The 16,233-nt window shown below is 63.3% G+C and carries 12 protein-coding genes; 8 read left to right on the top strand and 4 right to left on the bottom strand.

Features of this window, described 5'->3' with window-relative positions:
- Positions 1-118: 118 nt before the first annotated feature.
- Together ACVMB1_RS11395 and ACVMB1_RS11390 are read left to right on the top strand one after the other, a co-directional pair.
- A complete protein-coding gene (locus tag ACVMB1_RS11395; protein WP_026192708.1) occupies positions 119-523 on the top strand; it encodes a response regulator in 405 nt (134 codons plus the stop codon).
- Between the two features lie 19 nt (positions 524-542).
- Positions 543-2,780, top strand: a complete 2,238-nt coding sequence (locus ACVMB1_RS11390; RefSeq protein WP_310884718.1) for a CHASE3 domain-containing protein — start codon at positions 543-545, stop codon at positions 2,778-2,780.
- A 159-nt stretch (positions 2,781-2,939) separates the two neighbouring features.
- On the opposite strand, the gene ACVMB1_RS11385 is transcribed toward ACVMB1_RS11390, so the two are convergent.
- Positions 2,940-3,833 carry a DMT family transporter gene (locus ACVMB1_RS11385; protein ID WP_253639897.1) on the bottom strand — a complete coding sequence of 298 codons (894 nt, stop codon included), beginning with the start codon at positions 3,831-3,833 and terminating at the stop codon, positions 2,940-2,942.
- A gap of 818 nt (positions 3,834-4,651) precedes the next feature.
- On the opposite strand from ACVMB1_RS11385, the gene ACVMB1_RS11380 reads away from it, so the two are divergent.
- From ACVMB1_RS11380 to ACVMB1_RS11365, 4 genes are all read left to right on the top strand, one after another.
- Positions 4,652-8,425 (top strand): vitamin B12-dependent ribonucleotide reductase, encoded by a 3,774-nt coding sequence (locus tag ACVMB1_RS11380; RefSeq protein WP_253639898.1) that lies wholly within the window; start codon positions 4,652-4,654, stop codon positions 8,423-8,425.
- A gap of 126 nt (positions 8,426-8,551) precedes the next feature.
- Positions 8,552-9,454: a YaaC family protein gene (locus tag ACVMB1_RS11375; RefSeq protein WP_253639899.1), complete on the top strand. Its 903-nt coding sequence runs from the start codon at positions 8,552-8,554 to the stop codon at positions 9,452-9,454.
- A protein-coding gene (locus tag ACVMB1_RS11370) for an IS5 family transposase (protein WP_456848568.1) occupies positions 9,378-10,141 on the top strand; the annotation gives its coding sequence in 2 pieces (ribosomal slippage) (positions 9,378-9,713 and positions 9,716-10,141; 762 coding nt in all). The genes ACVMB1_RS11375 and ACVMB1_RS11370 overlap by 77 nt, the downstream gene beginning before the upstream one ends.
- A gap of 699 nt (positions 10,142-10,840) precedes the next feature.
- Positions 10,841-11,689 (top strand): SDR family NAD(P)-dependent oxidoreductase, encoded by an 849-nt coding sequence (locus tag ACVMB1_RS11365; protein WP_456816675.1) that lies wholly within the window; start codon positions 10,841-10,843, stop codon positions 11,687-11,689.
- Positions 11,690-11,822: 133 nt separating this feature from the next.
- Here ACVMB1_RS11365 and ACVMB1_RS11360 read toward each other — a convergent pair whose 3' ends face one another.
- Complete coding sequence (locus ACVMB1_RS11360) at positions 11,823-12,119, bottom strand: lysozyme inhibitor LprI family protein (RefSeq protein ID WP_253639901.1); 297 nt, start codon at positions 12,117-12,119, stop codon at positions 11,823-11,825.
- 187 nt (positions 12,120-12,306) lie between these two features.
- Positions 12,307-13,014: a L,D-transpeptidase gene (locus ACVMB1_RS11355; protein ID WP_456848566.1), complete on the bottom strand. Its 708-nt coding sequence runs from the start codon at positions 13,012-13,014 to the stop codon at positions 12,307-12,309.
- A gap of 390 nt (positions 13,015-13,404) precedes the next feature.
- Here ACVMB1_RS11355 and ACVMB1_RS11350 point away from each other — a divergent pair, with 390 nt between their 5' ends.
- The gene (locus tag ACVMB1_RS11350; protein ID WP_253639903.1) at positions 13,405-14,061 is read left to right on the top strand and encodes a hypothetical protein; all 657 of its coding nucleotides are present in this window, start codon (positions 13,405-13,407) and stop codon (positions 14,059-14,061) included.
- Positions 14,062-14,343: 282 nt separating this feature from the next.
- Complete coding sequence (locus ACVMB1_RS11345; protein WP_256527883.1) at positions 14,344-14,598, top strand: hypothetical protein; 255 nt, start codon at positions 14,344-14,346, stop codon at positions 14,596-14,598.
- Between the two features lie 206 nt (positions 14,599-14,804).
- Here ACVMB1_RS11345 and ACVMB1_RS11340 read toward each other — a convergent pair whose 3' ends face one another.
- Entirely contained in the window at positions 14,805-15,929 is a 1,125-nt protein-coding gene (locus ACVMB1_RS11340) for a metallophosphoesterase (protein ID WP_253641045.1), read from the bottom strand.
- Positions 15,930-16,233 lie beyond the last annotated feature (304 nt).

The raw sequence follows: 16,233 nt of genomic DNA, 5'->3' as shown, positions 1-16,233 counted from the left end.
TTGTCAGCAAACAGCATATGCATTCTATGATACAGACTTTCCGTCTAGGTTCCGCCTTAATTGACGAACAGGCCAAGCGAGTCGCCGGCACGCGAGGCCGTTAGAAAGAGGATGCATCGTGCCGAGCGTTCTCGTGGTTGATGACGACCCGATGGTGTGCGTTGCCATCGAGGTGTGTCTGCAACGCCAGGGCTTCGAGGTCACCGTCGCCGATGGCGGCGAAGCCGGCATGCGCGCGCTGGAGCAGGCCACCTTCGACGTCATGCTGGTCGACGTCTTCATGCCGCATATGCGCGGGTTCGAGGCGATCCGCGTCTTCCACGAGCGTGCCCCCGATATTCCCGTCATCGCGATGTCCGGCTATGCCTTCGCCAATGCCGATCGCGCGCCGGACTTCCTGCGGATGACGATCGAGCTCGGCGCGTCCGCCTGCCTGCGCAAGCCGTTCACCCCGCAGGCGCTGATTGCCGCCGTTAACGAATGTCTTGCGAAGTATGCACCTTCCGCTCGTCTTTCGAAATAATTGCTCGTACTAATCGTCGATGGCTTCCCAGCGTCTCATTCTCGGCAGCGGCCTTGCGATCCTCCTCGTCATCAGCGCGGCGTCGATCGGGTTGGACGTCAAGTCGCGCAGCGAGATTGATTCGGTCGATCGCACGCTCAGCATCCTCAAGCGCATTTCGGACGCGCGTCAGCTGCCGCGCAGCGTCGAGAGCGCGGCGCGCGGTTTCGCGCTGACCGGCGATGCGTCCTTTGCCGACGAGTTTCGCGAGCAGAGCGCAGCCCTCACCGCGGCCTTCGACGATCTGATGGCGGCGGTGACGTCGGCCCCCGAGGAGGCGCAGCTGATCACGGGCACCAGGGTCGAGGTCCAGCGTGCCATTGCGCTCGGCGCCGAGCTGATCAGGTTGCGCAGCGCGGGCGACACGGCCGGCGCCGCGGCGCTGGTCTCCGCCGGCGAGAGCCGCGCGCTGACCGACAAGGTCGGCGCGGCGCTCGACCGCCTGGTCACCGAAGAGCGCCGCCTGCTCCGGATTCGCACCGACCAGTCCAAGACCAATGGACGGCTGCTGCTGATGATCGATCTCGCCGGCGTGGCGATGATCCTGCTGCTCGCGATCGCGCTGACGCTGACGGCCCGGCGCGCCAGCCGCGAACTGCAGGGCGCGCTCAGCGCGACCAAGGCGACCAATCTGTCGCTCGAGGGCAAGGTCGCCGATCGCACCAAGGATCTCGGTGCCGCGCTCGAAGAGCTCCGCCGTTCCACCTCGGTGATGGAAACCACCTTCCGCACCATGGCGGAGGCGGTGCTGGTGATCGACAGCGCCGGCACCGTGCTGCTGTCGAACCCGGCCGCCGAGAAGATGCTGCGCTACAAGCCGGGCATGACGGTCCGGCAGCTGCGCGCCATGAGCAACGTGTTCCAGTCCGACGGCGTCACGCCGATGCAGGCCGACGACATGCCGTCGGCCAGGACGCTGCGCGGCGAGGAATTCGACGGGCTGGAATTCGTCGCCAAGCCGGTGCGCGGCGCGCCGGAGATTCACCTCGTGGTGTCGGGCCGGCCGCTGCGCGATGGCGACGACACCATCACCGGCGCGGCGCTGATCTATCACGACATCACCGCCTCGCGCGAAACCGAGCACAAGCTGCAGCAGGCACAGAAGCTCGACGCCATCGGCAAGCTGACCGGCGGCGTCGCGCACGACTTCAACAACATGCTGACGGTCATCACCGGCACCACCGAGACGCTGGTCGACAGCCTGCGCGCCCAGCCGCAGCTCGCGAAAACCGCCGAGCTGATCGACCGCGCCGCCGAGCGCTGCCGCGAGCTGATCCAGCATCTGCTCGCCTTCGCGCGCCGCCAGCCGCTGGAGCCGCGCACCGTCGACATCAACGGCACCGTGGTCGACATCGCCAAGCTGCTGCGGCCGACGCTCGGCGAGCAGATCGAGATCAGTTCGGTGCTGGCGCCCGATGTCGCCAGCGTCCATATCGATCCGTCGCAGCTTGCCAACTCGCTGCTCAACATGGCGATCAACGCCCGCGACGCGATGCCGAACGGCGGCAAGCTGCTGTTCGAGACCAGCAACATCGTGCTCGACGACGCCTATGCGGCTGTCAATCCCGACATCACGCCGGGCCGCTACGTGCTGCTCGCGGTCAGCGACACCGGCACCGGCATGTCGCACGCGGTGCAGGACAAGGTGTTCGAGCCGTTCTTCACCACCAAGGAAGTCGGCAAGGGCTCCGGCCTCGGCATGAGCATGGTCTACGGCTTCGTCAAGCAGTCCGGCGGACATATCAAGATCTACAGCGAGGAAGGCCACGGCACCACGATCAAGCTCTATCTGCCCCCTGCCCGCGGCCAGGTCGAGGTCGAGGCGCCCCCGCCGGAGCCGGTGCGGCGCGGCAGCGAAGTCATCCTGGTGGTGGAAGACGACCAGCTGGTACGCAACTACGTCGTCACGCAGCTAGGCGCGCTCGGCTACAAGACCATCGCCGTGCCCGACGCCCGCGCCGCGCTGGCCCTGGTCGACAAGGGCGAGAAGTTCGACCTCCTGTTCACCGACGTGATCATGCCCGGCGGCATGAACGGCCGCCAGCTCGCCGACGAGGTGCAAAAACGCCGCCCCGGCATCAAGGTGCTCTACACCTCGGGCTATACCGAGAACGCGATCGTGCATCACGGCCGCCTCGACGAGGGCGTGCTGCTGCTGGCCAAGCCCTACCGCAAGGCGCAGCTCGCCAGCATGCTGCAGCAGGCGCTCGGCGAGTGATGTGAGCGCCCGATAGCGCGTGGCGCCTCGCTCGGATGGCCGCTCTGCGCGCTCCCCGTCATTGCGAGCGAAGCGAAGCAATCCATTTCGCCGCTTGTGGAGGCAGTGGATTGCCGCGGCGCTGCGCGCCTCGCAATGACGCGGTGAAAGAGAAGCGACTTACCTCGTCGCGAGCGCGACGCCGGCGAGCGTGAACAGCAGCGCGACGATCTGGCTTGGCCCCAGCGGCTCGTGCAATGCGACCGCGGACGCCACCACGCCGATCACAGGCACCGCCATGGTGCCGATCGCCGCCACCGAGGCTGGCAGGCGGGCGAGCGCGGCAAACCACGCGACATAGGCGACGCAGAACTGGATCAGCGTCGAATAGACCAGCAGCCACCAGCCGACCGTCGTGATGCGGTCGAGATGCGTGGTCTCGATCACGAGGCCGACGATCGCGATCGGCACGCAGCCGAGGCCGATCTGCCAGGCCGCGGCCGGGATCGGCGGCATCACCAGCGGATATTTCTTGGCCAGCACGGTGCCGAGCGCAAAGCCGAAGGCGCCGCCGAGCGCCATGATGATTCCCGGCAGCTTCTCCTTGCTTGCGGTGATGCCGCTGCCGCCCATGATCGCGGCGAGGCCTGCAAAGGCCATCACCAGCGCGATGGTCCGCAGCAGCGTCGGCCGTTCGCCGAGCACCGGCCAGGCCAGCAGCGAGGCCCATACCGGCATCGTGTAGGCGATCAGCGCGGCCTCGCTCGCCGGCAGCCAGAGCAGCGCCAGCCCCATCAGCACCATCCAGCCGGTGACGTTGAGCGCCGCATAGAGCACGAGCCGCGGCCACAGCCGTTTCTCGACATGCAGGCTCTGGGCGCGGATCAGCGCCAGCACCGCCAGCAGCACGGCGCCGATCACCCCGGTGGTGCCGCGCAAGGTCAGCGGCGGCAGCTCGCTGAGCAGGAACTTGGTGGACGGCCAGTTGAACCCCCAGCCCACCGAGGTGATGGCGAGGAACATCAGGCCGGCGGGCGCAAGGCGCGGCCGCGCTTGAGGCTTCTGGACTGTCATGGAACCCGGCAAGGGTGTGAAAAGGATGTGAGTCGGCCTCACCTTGCCCGCGATTTTGTCGCCCGACCATCACGGCTCTGACATGCCTGATCCGTACTTTGCCCGTAGGCCTACGTGAGTCCCCAAAATTCAATCCGGGACCGCGAATAAAAACTTCGCCTGTGAACAGCGGGGCGAAGCTCCGATCCACAGGCGATAGGAATTTTTTTGGCTTGGGAATCCCTGAGGACTCACCGATAGTTGGCCCGATCACAGGCGCGGCAACGACCCCTGTTATCCCCCTCTTTCCACCATATTTAGTGTTTGATTCAGAAACTCGTACTAGTCCTTGACGGGCGTAACGGACATGGCCTAGCTTTCAACCTGTTCGGCGCGAGTGTGTTTGGGTCCCCGCCGGTCGCTCCCACAAGGGTTCCAAAATGACCACTCCGCCAGGCCTTCGGGCCGCGGGTGAAGGGCTTTTCTGCCCTGATTTTGGGGCCGCCGTCGGGGACGACAAACGGGCCGCGAAGGACCCGGAAACAGAGGCCGTAACCGGCCCGCAAGAAGCGTACGCGTGACGTGTCGCGTGAAGCGTTTTGGGGCGTTGAATGCATGACCCGGAGCACCCGACCAGTCGGGCGCCGCGCCGGGACGATGCCGCCGCAGGACCGGTCATACCGGTGCCCAGCGGATGAGAGAAAACAGGCCGGATCCACCGGCTGAGCTGCGGATGACGGGAGGCGTGCTGACGCGTGTTCCGAAGTCCGCGAACAGACAACATTCCGGCACCTGCGGGGAAACGTGGGGCCGGGCAGAAGAAGAGACGGGGCTCGACCATGCGAATCGAACGACGCAACACCACCAGCGGACAATCTCCCTATGCCGGGATCAATTTCCGCCTGACCACCTCAGAGATCCGCAATCCGGACGGCTCGGTCGTGTTCCGCGCCGAGAACGTCGAGGTTCCGGAGTTCTGGTCGCAGGTCGCCTCCGACGTGCTGGCGCAGAAGTATTTCCGTAAAGCGGGCGTTGCGGCGCGCCTGAAGAAGGTCGAGGAAGAGACCGTACCGTCCTGGCTGTGGCGTTCGGTGCCCGACACCGAGGCGCTTGGCCTCCTGCCAGAGAGCGAGCGCATCGTCGGCGAGACCTCGGCCAAGCAGGTGTTCGATCGCCTCGCCGGCTGCTGGACCTATTGGGGCTGGAAGGGCGGCTACTTCTCCACCGAAGAAGACGCCCTCGCCTTCTTCGACGAGCTCCGCTTCCAGCTGGCCAAGCAGATGGTCGCGCCGAACTCGCCGCAGTGGTTCAACACCGGGCTGCACTGGGCCTACGGCGTCGATGGCCCCGGCCAGGGCCACTATTATGTCGACTGGAAGACCGGCAAGCTGACCAAGTCGAAGTCGGCCTATGAGCATCCGCAGCCGCATGCCTGCTTCATCCAGGGCGTCGGCGACGACCTCGTCAACGAGGGCGGCATCATGGACCTCTGGGTGCGCGAGGCGCGCCTGTTCAAGTACGGCTCCGGCACCGGCTCCAACTTCTCGAGCCTGCGCGGCGAAGGCGAAAAGCTGTCCGGCGGCGGCCGCTCAAGCGGCCTGATGAGCTTCCTCAAGATCGGCGACCGCGCGGCGGGCGCGATCAAGTCCGGCGGCACCACCCGCCGCGCCGCCAAGATGGTGGTGGTCGACGCCGATCACCCCGATATCGAGACCTATATCGACTGGAAGGTGAAGGAGGAGCAGAAGGTCGCCGCGCTCGTCACCGGCTCCAAGATCAACCAGAAGCACCTCAAGGCCGTGATGAAGGCCTGCGTCAACTGCGAAGGCAGCGGCGACGACTGCTTCGATCCGGAGAAGAACCCTGCGCTCCGCCGCGAGATCAAGCTCGCGCGCCGCGCGCTGGTGCCGGACAACTACATCAAGCGCGTCATCCAGTTCGCCAAGCAAGGCTACAAGGACATCTCGTTCGACACCTACGACACCGACTGGGATTCCGAGGCGTATCTCACCGTCTCCGGCCAGAACTCCAACAACTCGGTGTCGCTGAAGGACGATTTTCTGCGCGCGGTGGAAACGGACGGTGACTGGAATCTGGTCGGCCGCACCACCAGGAAAGTCACAAAAACGCTGAAGGCCCGCGACCTCTGGGAGAAGATCGGCTACGCCGCCTGGGCGAGCGCCGATCCCGGCCTGCACTTCAACACCACGATGAACGACTGGCACACCTGCAAGGCGTCCGGCGACATCCGCGCGTCCAATCCGTGCTCGGAATACATGTTCCTGGACGACACGGCGTGCAACCTCGCCTCGGCCAACCTGCTGACGTTCTACAGCACGACCACCAAGCGGTTCGACATCGAATCCTACGAGCACCTGTGCCGGCTCTGGACCATCGTGCTCGAAATCTCGGTCATGATGGCCCAGTTCCCGTCGAAGGCGATCGCCGAACTGTCCTACGAATTCCGCACGCTCGGCCTCGGTTTTGCGAATATCGGCGGCCTCTTGATGACCATGGGCCTGCCCTATGACAGCAAGGAAGGCCGTTCGCTGTGCGGCGCGCTGACCGCTGTGATGACCGGCATCGCCTACAAGACCTCGGCCGAGATGGCGGCCGAGCTCGGCACCTTCCCGGGCTACAAGAAGAACGCCGCCCACATGCTGCGCGTGATCCGCAACCACCGCCGCGCCGCCCACGGCAACGCCACCGGTTACGAGGCGCTCTCGGTCAACCCGGTGCCGCTCGATCACGCCTCCTGCCCGCAGGCGGACATCGTCACCCATGCCAGGCTGGCCTGGGACGACGCGCTGGCGCTCGGCGAGGTCAACGGCTACCGCAATGCGCAGACCACGGTGGTGGCGCCGACCGGCACCATCGGCCTCGTGATGGATTGCGACACCACCGGCATCGAGCCCGACTTCGCGCTGGTGAAGTTCAAGAAGCTCGCCGGCGGCGGCTACTTCAAGATCATCAACCAGGCGGTGCCGTCGGCGCTGCGCGCGCTCGGCTATCGCGAGAGCGAGATCGCGGAGATCGAGGCCTACGCCGTCGGCCACGGCTCGCTGTCGAATGCACCGGGCATCAATGCCTCCACCCTGAAGGCCAAGGGCTTCACCGATGAAGCCATTGCCAAGGTGGAAAAGGCGCTGCCGACCGCGTTCGACATCAAGTTCGCCTTCAACAAGTGGACTTTCGGTGAAGACTTCATCCGCGACCAGCTCGGCATCGGCGCCGAGGCTATCGCTGCGCCCGGCTTCGACCTGCTCTCGGCGGTCGGCTTCAGCAAGCGCGAGATCGAGGCCGCCAACGTGCACATCTGCGGCGCGATGACGGTCGAAGGCGCGCCTCATTTGAAGGCCGAGCACTACCCCGTGTTCGACTGCGCCAACCCCTGCGGCAAAATTGGAAAACGCTACCTCTCGGTCGAGAGCCACATCAGGATGATGGCGGCCTCGCAGCCGTTCATCTCGGGCGCGATCTCCAAGACCATCAACATGCCGAACGACGCCACGGTGGAGGACTGCAAGTCCGCCTACCTGCTGTCGTGGAAGCTGGCGCTGAAGGCCAACGCGCTGTACCGCGACGGCTCGAAGCTGTCGCAGCCGCTGAACTCGCAGCTCATCGCCGACGATGAGGACGAGGACGATGCGGTGGAAGCGCTGTACGAGAAGCCGATGGCCGCGCGTGCCGCCCAGGTCTCGGAGAAGATCGTCGAGAAGCTGGTCGAGCGCATCGTCGTGATGCGCGAGCGCGAGAAGATGCCCGATCGCCGCAAGGGTTACACCCAGAAGGCGGTGGTCGGCGGCCACAAGGTGTACCTGCGCACCGGCGAATATGACGACGGCCGGCTCGGCGAGATCTTCATCGACATGCACAAGGAAGGCGCGGCGCTGCGCTCCTTCATCAACAATTTTGCGATCGCAGTATCCCTGGGTCTGCAATACGGCGTGCCGCTGGAAGAGTATGTCGACGCCTTCACCTTCACCCGCTTCGAGCCCGCGGGCCCGGTGCAGGGCAACGACTCGATCAAGTACGCGACCTCGATCCTCGACTATGTCTTCCGCGAGCTCGCGGTGAGCTACATGGCGCGCTTCGATCTCGCCCATGTCGATCCGAACGAGTCTGGCTTCGACGCGCTCGGCAAGGGCGTCGAGGAAGGCAAGGAGCCGGATGAGGCCCCCGCCCAGCACCAAGCGACCAAGTACCTGTCGAAGGGCCTGACCCGGTCGCGCACCGACAACCTCGTCGTCATGCGCGGCGGCTCGGCCGCGGTGAGCCAGGGCGCCGACAACGCGCCCGCCGGCAACCGCGTCACCGCGCTCGCCTCCCACGGCGCAACCGCGCGCGGCGCTTCCGACACCGTCGAAGGCGCGGTCGCCCTGAAGCAGGAGGTCAGCCACGACCTCTCGCCGACCGAGAAGCTCGAGGCATTGAACTGGAGCAAGCCCGGCACCGCCGCAGCCGCCGCCCCGTCGAAAGCGGAGCGTCGCGCCGAAGCGAAGGCCAAGGGCTACGAAGGCGAGATGTGCTCGGAGTGCGGCAACTTCACGCTGGTGCGGAATGGCACGTGCATGAAGTGCGATACGTGCGGGTCCACGACGGGGTGTTCGTGAGGCGGTAGATCGCACTGACTGACAAAAATCACAGAGGCCGCTCCAACGAGCGGCCTTTACTTTTATAGCGATACGCGACGCAATATCCGAGACCGGCATTGCAGGTCGCACGAGGATTTAAAGAAAGTGATCATTCAAAAAGTGGCTAAGGTCCGGACTTCTGATCCTGCCCACTATGCTTGGACCAAACTCCGCAAGTTCCAAAACATTGAAGCGGTCACGGATACAATAACAGGTGTCCACGATGTCCCGATCGAGCATCGAGACAATGCGAGAAAACAAGCCCGCCAACTTCGCTATTGCATGATCCAAGCCAGAGAGTACTTCGAAGCCGCAAAGGCCGTTACCATCGCTACCAAGCCAAACTTACTCTACTACGGCACTATGAGCTTGGCGCTCGCCGAAATTCTGATGAAGCAATCCGGGCTTAGCAGCCTCGACAAGGCCCGCGAAGAACATCACCATCACGGCTTGACGATGTCAGCGGGTGCAATTCCAAACGGCGCTAACCTCGGTGTCGCGTCTAAAGAAATTCGCGCGTTCCCATTAGAGGTGAGCGGACGCCGCAGAGGGACTTTCGAAATGTGGCATCGCTCCAGCCGTGAGCATCCACTCGCCGGGGATCAGACCGTGATCTATCCCACGGGCAGAACGACGACTGCGTTCTCAGGGCTCTTCGGCGCACTTGACGTACCATATCCGCCGATTCCGAAAACTGGTCTGAGTTTGAATGATTGCCTAAGCGGACTCCCCTTGATGCGAGACACCGGTTCGGCGGCATACTTGCCTTCAGGCTTCATCCGTGGCCGATGTGACTCACGGCTCGTCCAGGGGGCAGAATGGAGCCAGAGTATCCGTTTGATGTTTCACCCAAGCCCCCTAGGTGGTGTGGACTCTAAGGATTCCCTTTTAGGCGCAAATCAGATTCAAGGCTGCTTTTGGGGAGGCCGCCTTGGGTGTGATGGACCGCTTGGTATTGAGCGACGCGACATGGGAGCGGATGGCGCCGCTGATCATCGGCCGGCCTGACCAGAAGGGTTCGACCGGACGGGACAACCGGATGTTTGTGGAGGGCGTACTTTGGATCGTGCGCACTGGCTCTCCCTGGCGTGATCTTCCGGAGGTGTTTGGAGACTGGAACAGCGTGTTTCGGCGCTTCAGTCGATGGAGCATCAAGGGGGTCTGGTGGCGCATATTCGAAGCGATGTCCGGTGATCCGGACTTCGAGTATCTGATCGTCGACTCCACCATCGTCCGGGCGCACCAGCACGCCGCTGGGGCGAAAAAAGGGGGTCTGAAGATCAGGCGATCGGTCGCTCGCGCGGTGGCCTGAGCACCAAGATACATATGGCCGTTCGCGGCCTGGGATGTCCCGTACGGTTCAAGCTCACCGCAGGTCAGAAGAGCGACGTACCGCAAGCCGCCGAATTGATCGAGGGATTACCTGCCCAGGTCGTCATGGCGGATACGGCTTATGACGCCGATCACTTGCGCCAGGCGATCGCTGCCAAAGGCGCGCTCGCCGTCATCCCCAACAACCCGTCACGTGCGCTCAAATATCCGCTGGACAAGCAGCTCTATGCCCAGCGTCATCTCGTCGAATGCTGCTTCTCAAAACTCAAGCAGTTCCGCCGCGTCGCAACCCGCTTCGAAAAGACCGCCCGAAATTACCTGGCCGTCGTTACTCTCGCAGCCATCGTCTTATGGATGCGATAAATGTCCACACCACCTAGTGCAAGCGCTGATTGAACGAACCGAAATCAGGCCGGACATGGTCGACTATATCGACGTAGCCGAGGTTGGAGGAGGCCTACAAATCGACCTTAGGTCCGGCTTTGTACAAGGTCACGTTGGTTTTCGCCTTCCTCCCGCCGCGACAATTGACACGCTCGAATGGCGAATGTGAGCGAACGATCCGCCACTCAACGAGTTTGGATACTTTTACGTAGCGCTCTTTCTGGCGGGCAACTACGCTCGCTACTACCCGGACAGATGGCTAGTGGATGTGGAGCAATCGACGCCTCTTGGCCTCGCAATAGAAGAGCTCTGCAATATTGCGGAGTGGCGGGTGCCATGGCTTTCATTGTGCGAACTCGATTTCAATCTTTATGTAAACGAGGCGTAACCAAACGTAGGAACGCTCCGCTACCTACCAAACAAGCAAGCAAGCGTAGCCCGGATGAGCGGAGCGACATCCGGGGCCGACACGCAGGTCACAAGATCAATCCTGCATATCGCTTCGCTCATGCGGGCTACTAGCTTCGCTGACCCGCCCTACGCGCTGCACCCCAGATCATCTTGGCACAAACGCAGACATCCGGCACGCTTCCCAACCGCTCGAAAGTGCTGTCATATGCGCTCCGGAGACACTTAGCGTTTGGGGCAAGGGTCCCGGCTTGCGGGAGGAGAATGCGCGTGAAAGAACTCGCTGGAAAGACCGCGTTCGTGACCGGCGCAGCGTCAGGCATCGGGCTGGGGATCGCGACCGCTTTGGCCCAGGCGGGGGCGAAAGTCATGCTTTGCGATATTGAGGAAGCGGCTCTGTCCGCGGCGATCGAGCAACTGAGGCGCACCAACGTCGATGTCGACGGCGTGAAGGCGGACATCTCACTCAAAGCCGAACTCGTGGCGGCCGCCGAAGCCACGACTGCCCGCTACGGCAAGGTGCACATCCTCGTCAACAACGCGGGCGTCGGTGGCGGTGGGCCCTATGGCACCTGGACCGACGCGTCGTGGGATTGGACCCTGGGCGTCAACCTGATGGCGACCATTTGGGGAATCGAGATTTTCGGGCCGTTGATAGAGCAGCATGGCGAGGGCGGACACATCGTCTCCACGGCCTCGATCGCCGGTCTTATTTCAGGGGCGAGCAACGCATACAATGTTTCGAAGTACGGCGTTGTCGCGCTGTCCGAGGGACTGCGCCTTGAACTCGCACCCCGCGGGATCGGCGTATCGGTGCTGTGTCCCGGCTTCATCCGCACGCAAATCGTGAACTCGAGGCGCAACCTTCCCGAGCGCTTCGAGGGGGCGGTCCGTACCTTGCCGACGTCGGGCCCAATTGCCGAGCAGATCAATCTGATCCGCCAACGCGTCTCCGAGGGCATCGATCCCAACTATGTCGGTGAGCTCGTTCGCGAAGGCATCGAAAACGACTGGCCCTATATCTTCACCGACCTCGAATTTGAGCCGATCGTCGACACCCGCTTCGCCGCAATCAAGCAAGGCTTCGACCGGATCCGCGGGCGCACCCCGAAGCGATGAGCGCGCAGCAAGCGTAGGGCGGATGAGCCAATGGGCCGCGCGAATGCGCGCCCGATGACAGGCTCCGCGACATCCGGGACCAGCATCACAGCACGTGACCACCCGACCCCGCATATCGCTTCGCTCCTGCGGGCTACCGGCTGGCACGCCTTTCAAGAAGCAGCGTGCGGTCGGCGATGTCCTGCAATTCGAACGCCTGGGAGTCGAGGAATGCGACGGAGCCGTTGTTGGGGTCCGCGGCAAGGCGATGGGTTTCGCTGAGATGATGCTTCAGCCAGGCCCGCTGCTCCCTGAGCAATTGCGCGTGCGCCTCGCCCTTCGAGCTGGCGAGAAGGGCTTGATAGGCGGTGTTGAGCCTCGTGTCCCACTTATCGATTTCGGTCTTGCCGCAATCGAGCATCTTCGTCGACACCCCTTCGGCCTTGTCCATGCACGCATCATACTCGACGCTTTGTTGCGCGCGGACCGATAAGGTCCCGAGCACGAGCATCGCCGCAACAATGACTGGCCTCCGCGAAAGCATCACCACGTCCAAATCACCCTACCTAGCGTCTTTCTCCAACCATCGCCGCACAAAGGCGTCCCTGGCAGCGCCTGGGGCCGACGGCCGACGCAGTTTACGCCGGCAGCACGATCACCTTCGTTTTGACGGGCGTTCGCGAATAGAGGTCGATCATGTCCTGACTGAGGAGGCCGGTACAGCCGCTCGTAATACCGTTCCCGATCGCTTCGGGGGCGCTGGTGCTATAGATCGTGTAAAGCGTGTACACCCCATTTTGGTAGAGGTAGAGCACGCGCGCGCCAAGTGGATTGTCGAGCCCCCCCGCCATGCCGCGAGCATATTTGCCCGCCTCCGGCTGGCGCGCGATCATCTCCTTGGGCGGCGTCCAGGTCGGCCATTCGGCTTTGCGCCCGACATAAGCCTCCCCGCTCCACCGGAACCCATCGCGGCCGACATTGGCGCCATAGCGGGTCGCGTTTCCATCGCCTTCGATGCGGTAGACATAGTATTTGCTCGGATCGACGATGATCGTACCGGGCGCCTCATCGCTGTCGTACTTCACGGTCTTGCGAAAATATTTCGGATCGACCTTACTGACGTCGACCGCGGGGATCGGGAATTTCTCGTCGGGCACGGGCCCGTAGACCTTCTCCGCCTCGGCCAGGCTCATGTAGTCGGACGCACAACCGGCCAGGCTCAGTGCGGCGAGACCAGCAGCAGAACCGACCAGAAACGCCCGGCGGTTGAGAAGCCGCGACCGAGGCCCAGGCGGAGCGCGCTCGCCCATCGCACCAGCGTCGGCAATTCCACGGTCCATGATCATGATTTCTGATTTTCCCTTGTCCCGTTACGCGGCCGAAGCAGACTTTGGCATACAGTAGAAGGGAAAAGAAAAGTTCTTCGTCATTGTCTGAGGTTGACCAACAGATGGTCTTGTGAATCCTTCCGAGAACAATGCGAGAACTTCAGCGGATTACGCTTCCGCCTTCGCTCAATGAGCTAAAGGTCGGCGGGTTACGCCTTCGGCTAATCCGCCCTACGCGATGGCAACAACTGATTGATCACGTTTCCATGCGATTGATCTGCGGCGCTTTGTCGGACCAAATTAGTATGGAATCACCGCCCCACCACCCTGCCGCATTCCATGCGGAAAATGAATCGAAGGTGAAAACCCAATGAGACGCGTTGTCCAGGCTTCGCTCGGACTCCTCGCATGGAGCATTCTCCAAACCTCGCCCGCATTCGGCCAGCTCAAGGGCAACGCCGACAACATTGTCGGAACGGATATTTCCCGCGCGAGAGCACCGACTACAGGCTGGCGAAGATCAAAGGCGCAGCCGGCGACAGGATCTATTTCCGCGGCGATGGCAACGAGCGTTGCCCCGACGACCAAGCCTGTCGTCTGAAAACTTATGTCGTTCGCAACGATGAAGTCATTGTTTCCCGGACGTCAGGCAAGTTCGCATGCAGTTGGTTTCAACCTCGCAAGGGCACTGAGACGGTCGGCTGGATCGAGATCGAAAGGCTTGCGTGGCAGGAGGACATACGACGACCGGCAGAACGGGATTGGCTCGGCGAATGGCGTGCCTACGACAACGTCATTCGCATCTCGAAATCGAAAGAGGCAGGTCAGCTGGCCATCAAGGGCGAGGCCATTTGGGGTTCGGGCAGCCGCACCCATTCCGGCGAGCTTGATTACGAAGCAAAACCTTCAGACGATAAGATGAAATTCGGTGACGGGACGGACGAACTCGACTGTCAGGTCACGATGCAGCTCGTCGGCAAGTTACTGGTTGTCGGCGACAACCTCCATTGCGGCGGGACAAACGTCTCATTTTCAGGTGTCTACCAAAAGAGACCGACGCGATGAGCATCTCGCGGCTCGTAGGGCGGATTAGCGCAGCGTAATCCGCCCTTCGTCGCGGTAACGCCGAGCAGCGGGTTACGAGGAGTCTATCATCGGACACGCGCTCCGCGCGATCCGTTGGCGAACCCACCCTACTCGTTACGTGCTTGTTCGTTCGCTCAGGCCGCCTTCGCTGCACCTCGATCGCGAAGAGATTGGTGTGAAGCTGGCAAGATCATTGCCGCTGTCAGACCGAGATCGGCGGGACGAAATCGACCCGTTGCGGACGTAGATGGGTCGGCCATAATGTCTCCTTTTCTAGGCAATTCGGTCGGAGGTGAGATGGTCGATCCGTGGCCCGCAGATGCAAAGTTTCAAATGGGTGACTATGCCGCCAAGAAAGGGCGAGCATCATGGCGCGGTCGAATCGTTGGTTGGTATCGTACGGATTTGACCAGGCTCGGATATGCGATCGAGAGCTACTTCGAGCCCGGCTCGGTGCAGATTTACCCGGAGACGGCGATCGACGCATGGCAGCCGCCGGCCTTGGAACGTGAGTGACCGATTCTCACCCTCCTGCGACCTTCGGAACGTTTGCTCGTGCACGAATCGGAAGCCTCGTAGCCCGGATGAGCGAAGCGATATCCGGGACCGGCATCGCCATACGCACGACCGACCCCGCATGTCGCTTCGCTCATGCGGGCTACCGCTGCCGCCCTGGCCGAGAAACAGACCGGACACCGCGCATCGCATGCGCAACAAATCGATCAGACGCCTTCAGCCACGCGCAACGTGATCCGGGTCAATTCCGACGGGCGGCCGAGCCGCAAGGCAAAGCCAGGCCATAGCGCGGTGCCGTTGTTGACGTAGAGCGTCATCCCGTCGACGTCGTAGCGGCCCGAGACGAAGCCGGCATTGGCGCGCGCGGCGAGGCGATCGATCCCCAGGATCAATCCGCCATGGGTGTGCCCGGAGAGCTGCAGGGCGACGCCGAGCCGGGCGGCCTTTCGTGCGTCGCTCGGCTGGTGGTCGAGCAGGACGACGGGCGCGCCTTTCGGGGCGCCGTCGAGAACCGCGGCAAGGTCGCGGATCGAATGCCCCCGGTGGCGCGACGCGCGGTCGGTGATCCCCGCGATCACCAGGCGGCCGCCGCCGCGTTCGAGCACGATGTGCCGGTTCTCGAGCGAGCGCAGGCCGAGCGCTTCGTAGTGCGCCATCCAGCCGTCATAGCCGAAGATATATTCGTGATTGCCCGAGATCACGTAGACGCCGTCGGCCGCCATCAGGTCGCGCAGCGGCGCGATGTCGCCCCGCCGCGCGTCGATGGTGCCGTCGATCAAGTCGCCCGTGATCGCGATCAGGTCGGCGCCGAGCTTGCTCGATCGCTCGACCACGGCGCGCGCCCAGGGCGCGGGAAACAGCCGGCTGATGTGCAGATCCGTCAGTTGCAGGATGGTATAGCCATCGAACTGAAGCGGAAGTCCGCGGATGCCGACCTCGACATCCCTGAGCGGCGGAATGCGCATCGCCTGATGGACGCCGATCGCGGCGGCTGCGCCCGCGAGCGCAGCAAGTGCGTAGCGGACGCCGTCGGGCGCGCCGACGAAGCCGCCGTGGATCAGCGCGGCCACCAGCAGCCCGGCATCGAGCGCCAGTTGCAGCAGCGCCAGCAGCATGATCGCGCCGAACGCCCAGTTGAACAGGACGACCACCGGACGCGGAAACTCCGGCGAGAATTCCGATCCCGACGACAGCCTGTTCCAGCGGTGAAACTGCAAGGCGACCAGCACCAGCAACGCGGCGACGATCTTTGCCGGCAGCGGCCAGTCGAGCGGCCAGATGAAGCGGGCCAGGATCAGCAGGCTGGTCAGGCCGAAGATGAGTTGGGGAATTGGTTCGCTCCGGATCGGATCGGTTAAGGCTGCGCGGTCGGCGCCCAGCGAAGGTAGGGTGGATCGGCCGCGCGCGTAAGCCGCCATCGTCAGCACATTTTCGGCAAGTCGCGCGTCGCCGAAACGCTCTGCGCTTTTGTCCCAGTAGTCCGGATGAGCCAACGGGTCGCGCGAACGCGCGCCCGATGACAGGCTCCACGACATCCGGGGTCCGCCTCGCACCGGCCCCCGCATATCGCCTCGCTCATGCGGGCTACGGGCTGCGCGCGTTGCTGTGGAGCGCAGCCGGAGGCCGCGTTGACGC

The sequence above is a fragment of the Bradyrhizobium sp. USDA 4504 genome (assembly GCF_054063995.1).
The sequence above is the reverse complement of the archived record's forward strand: the minus strand, read 5'-3'. Positions and strand labels throughout refer to the sequence as shown.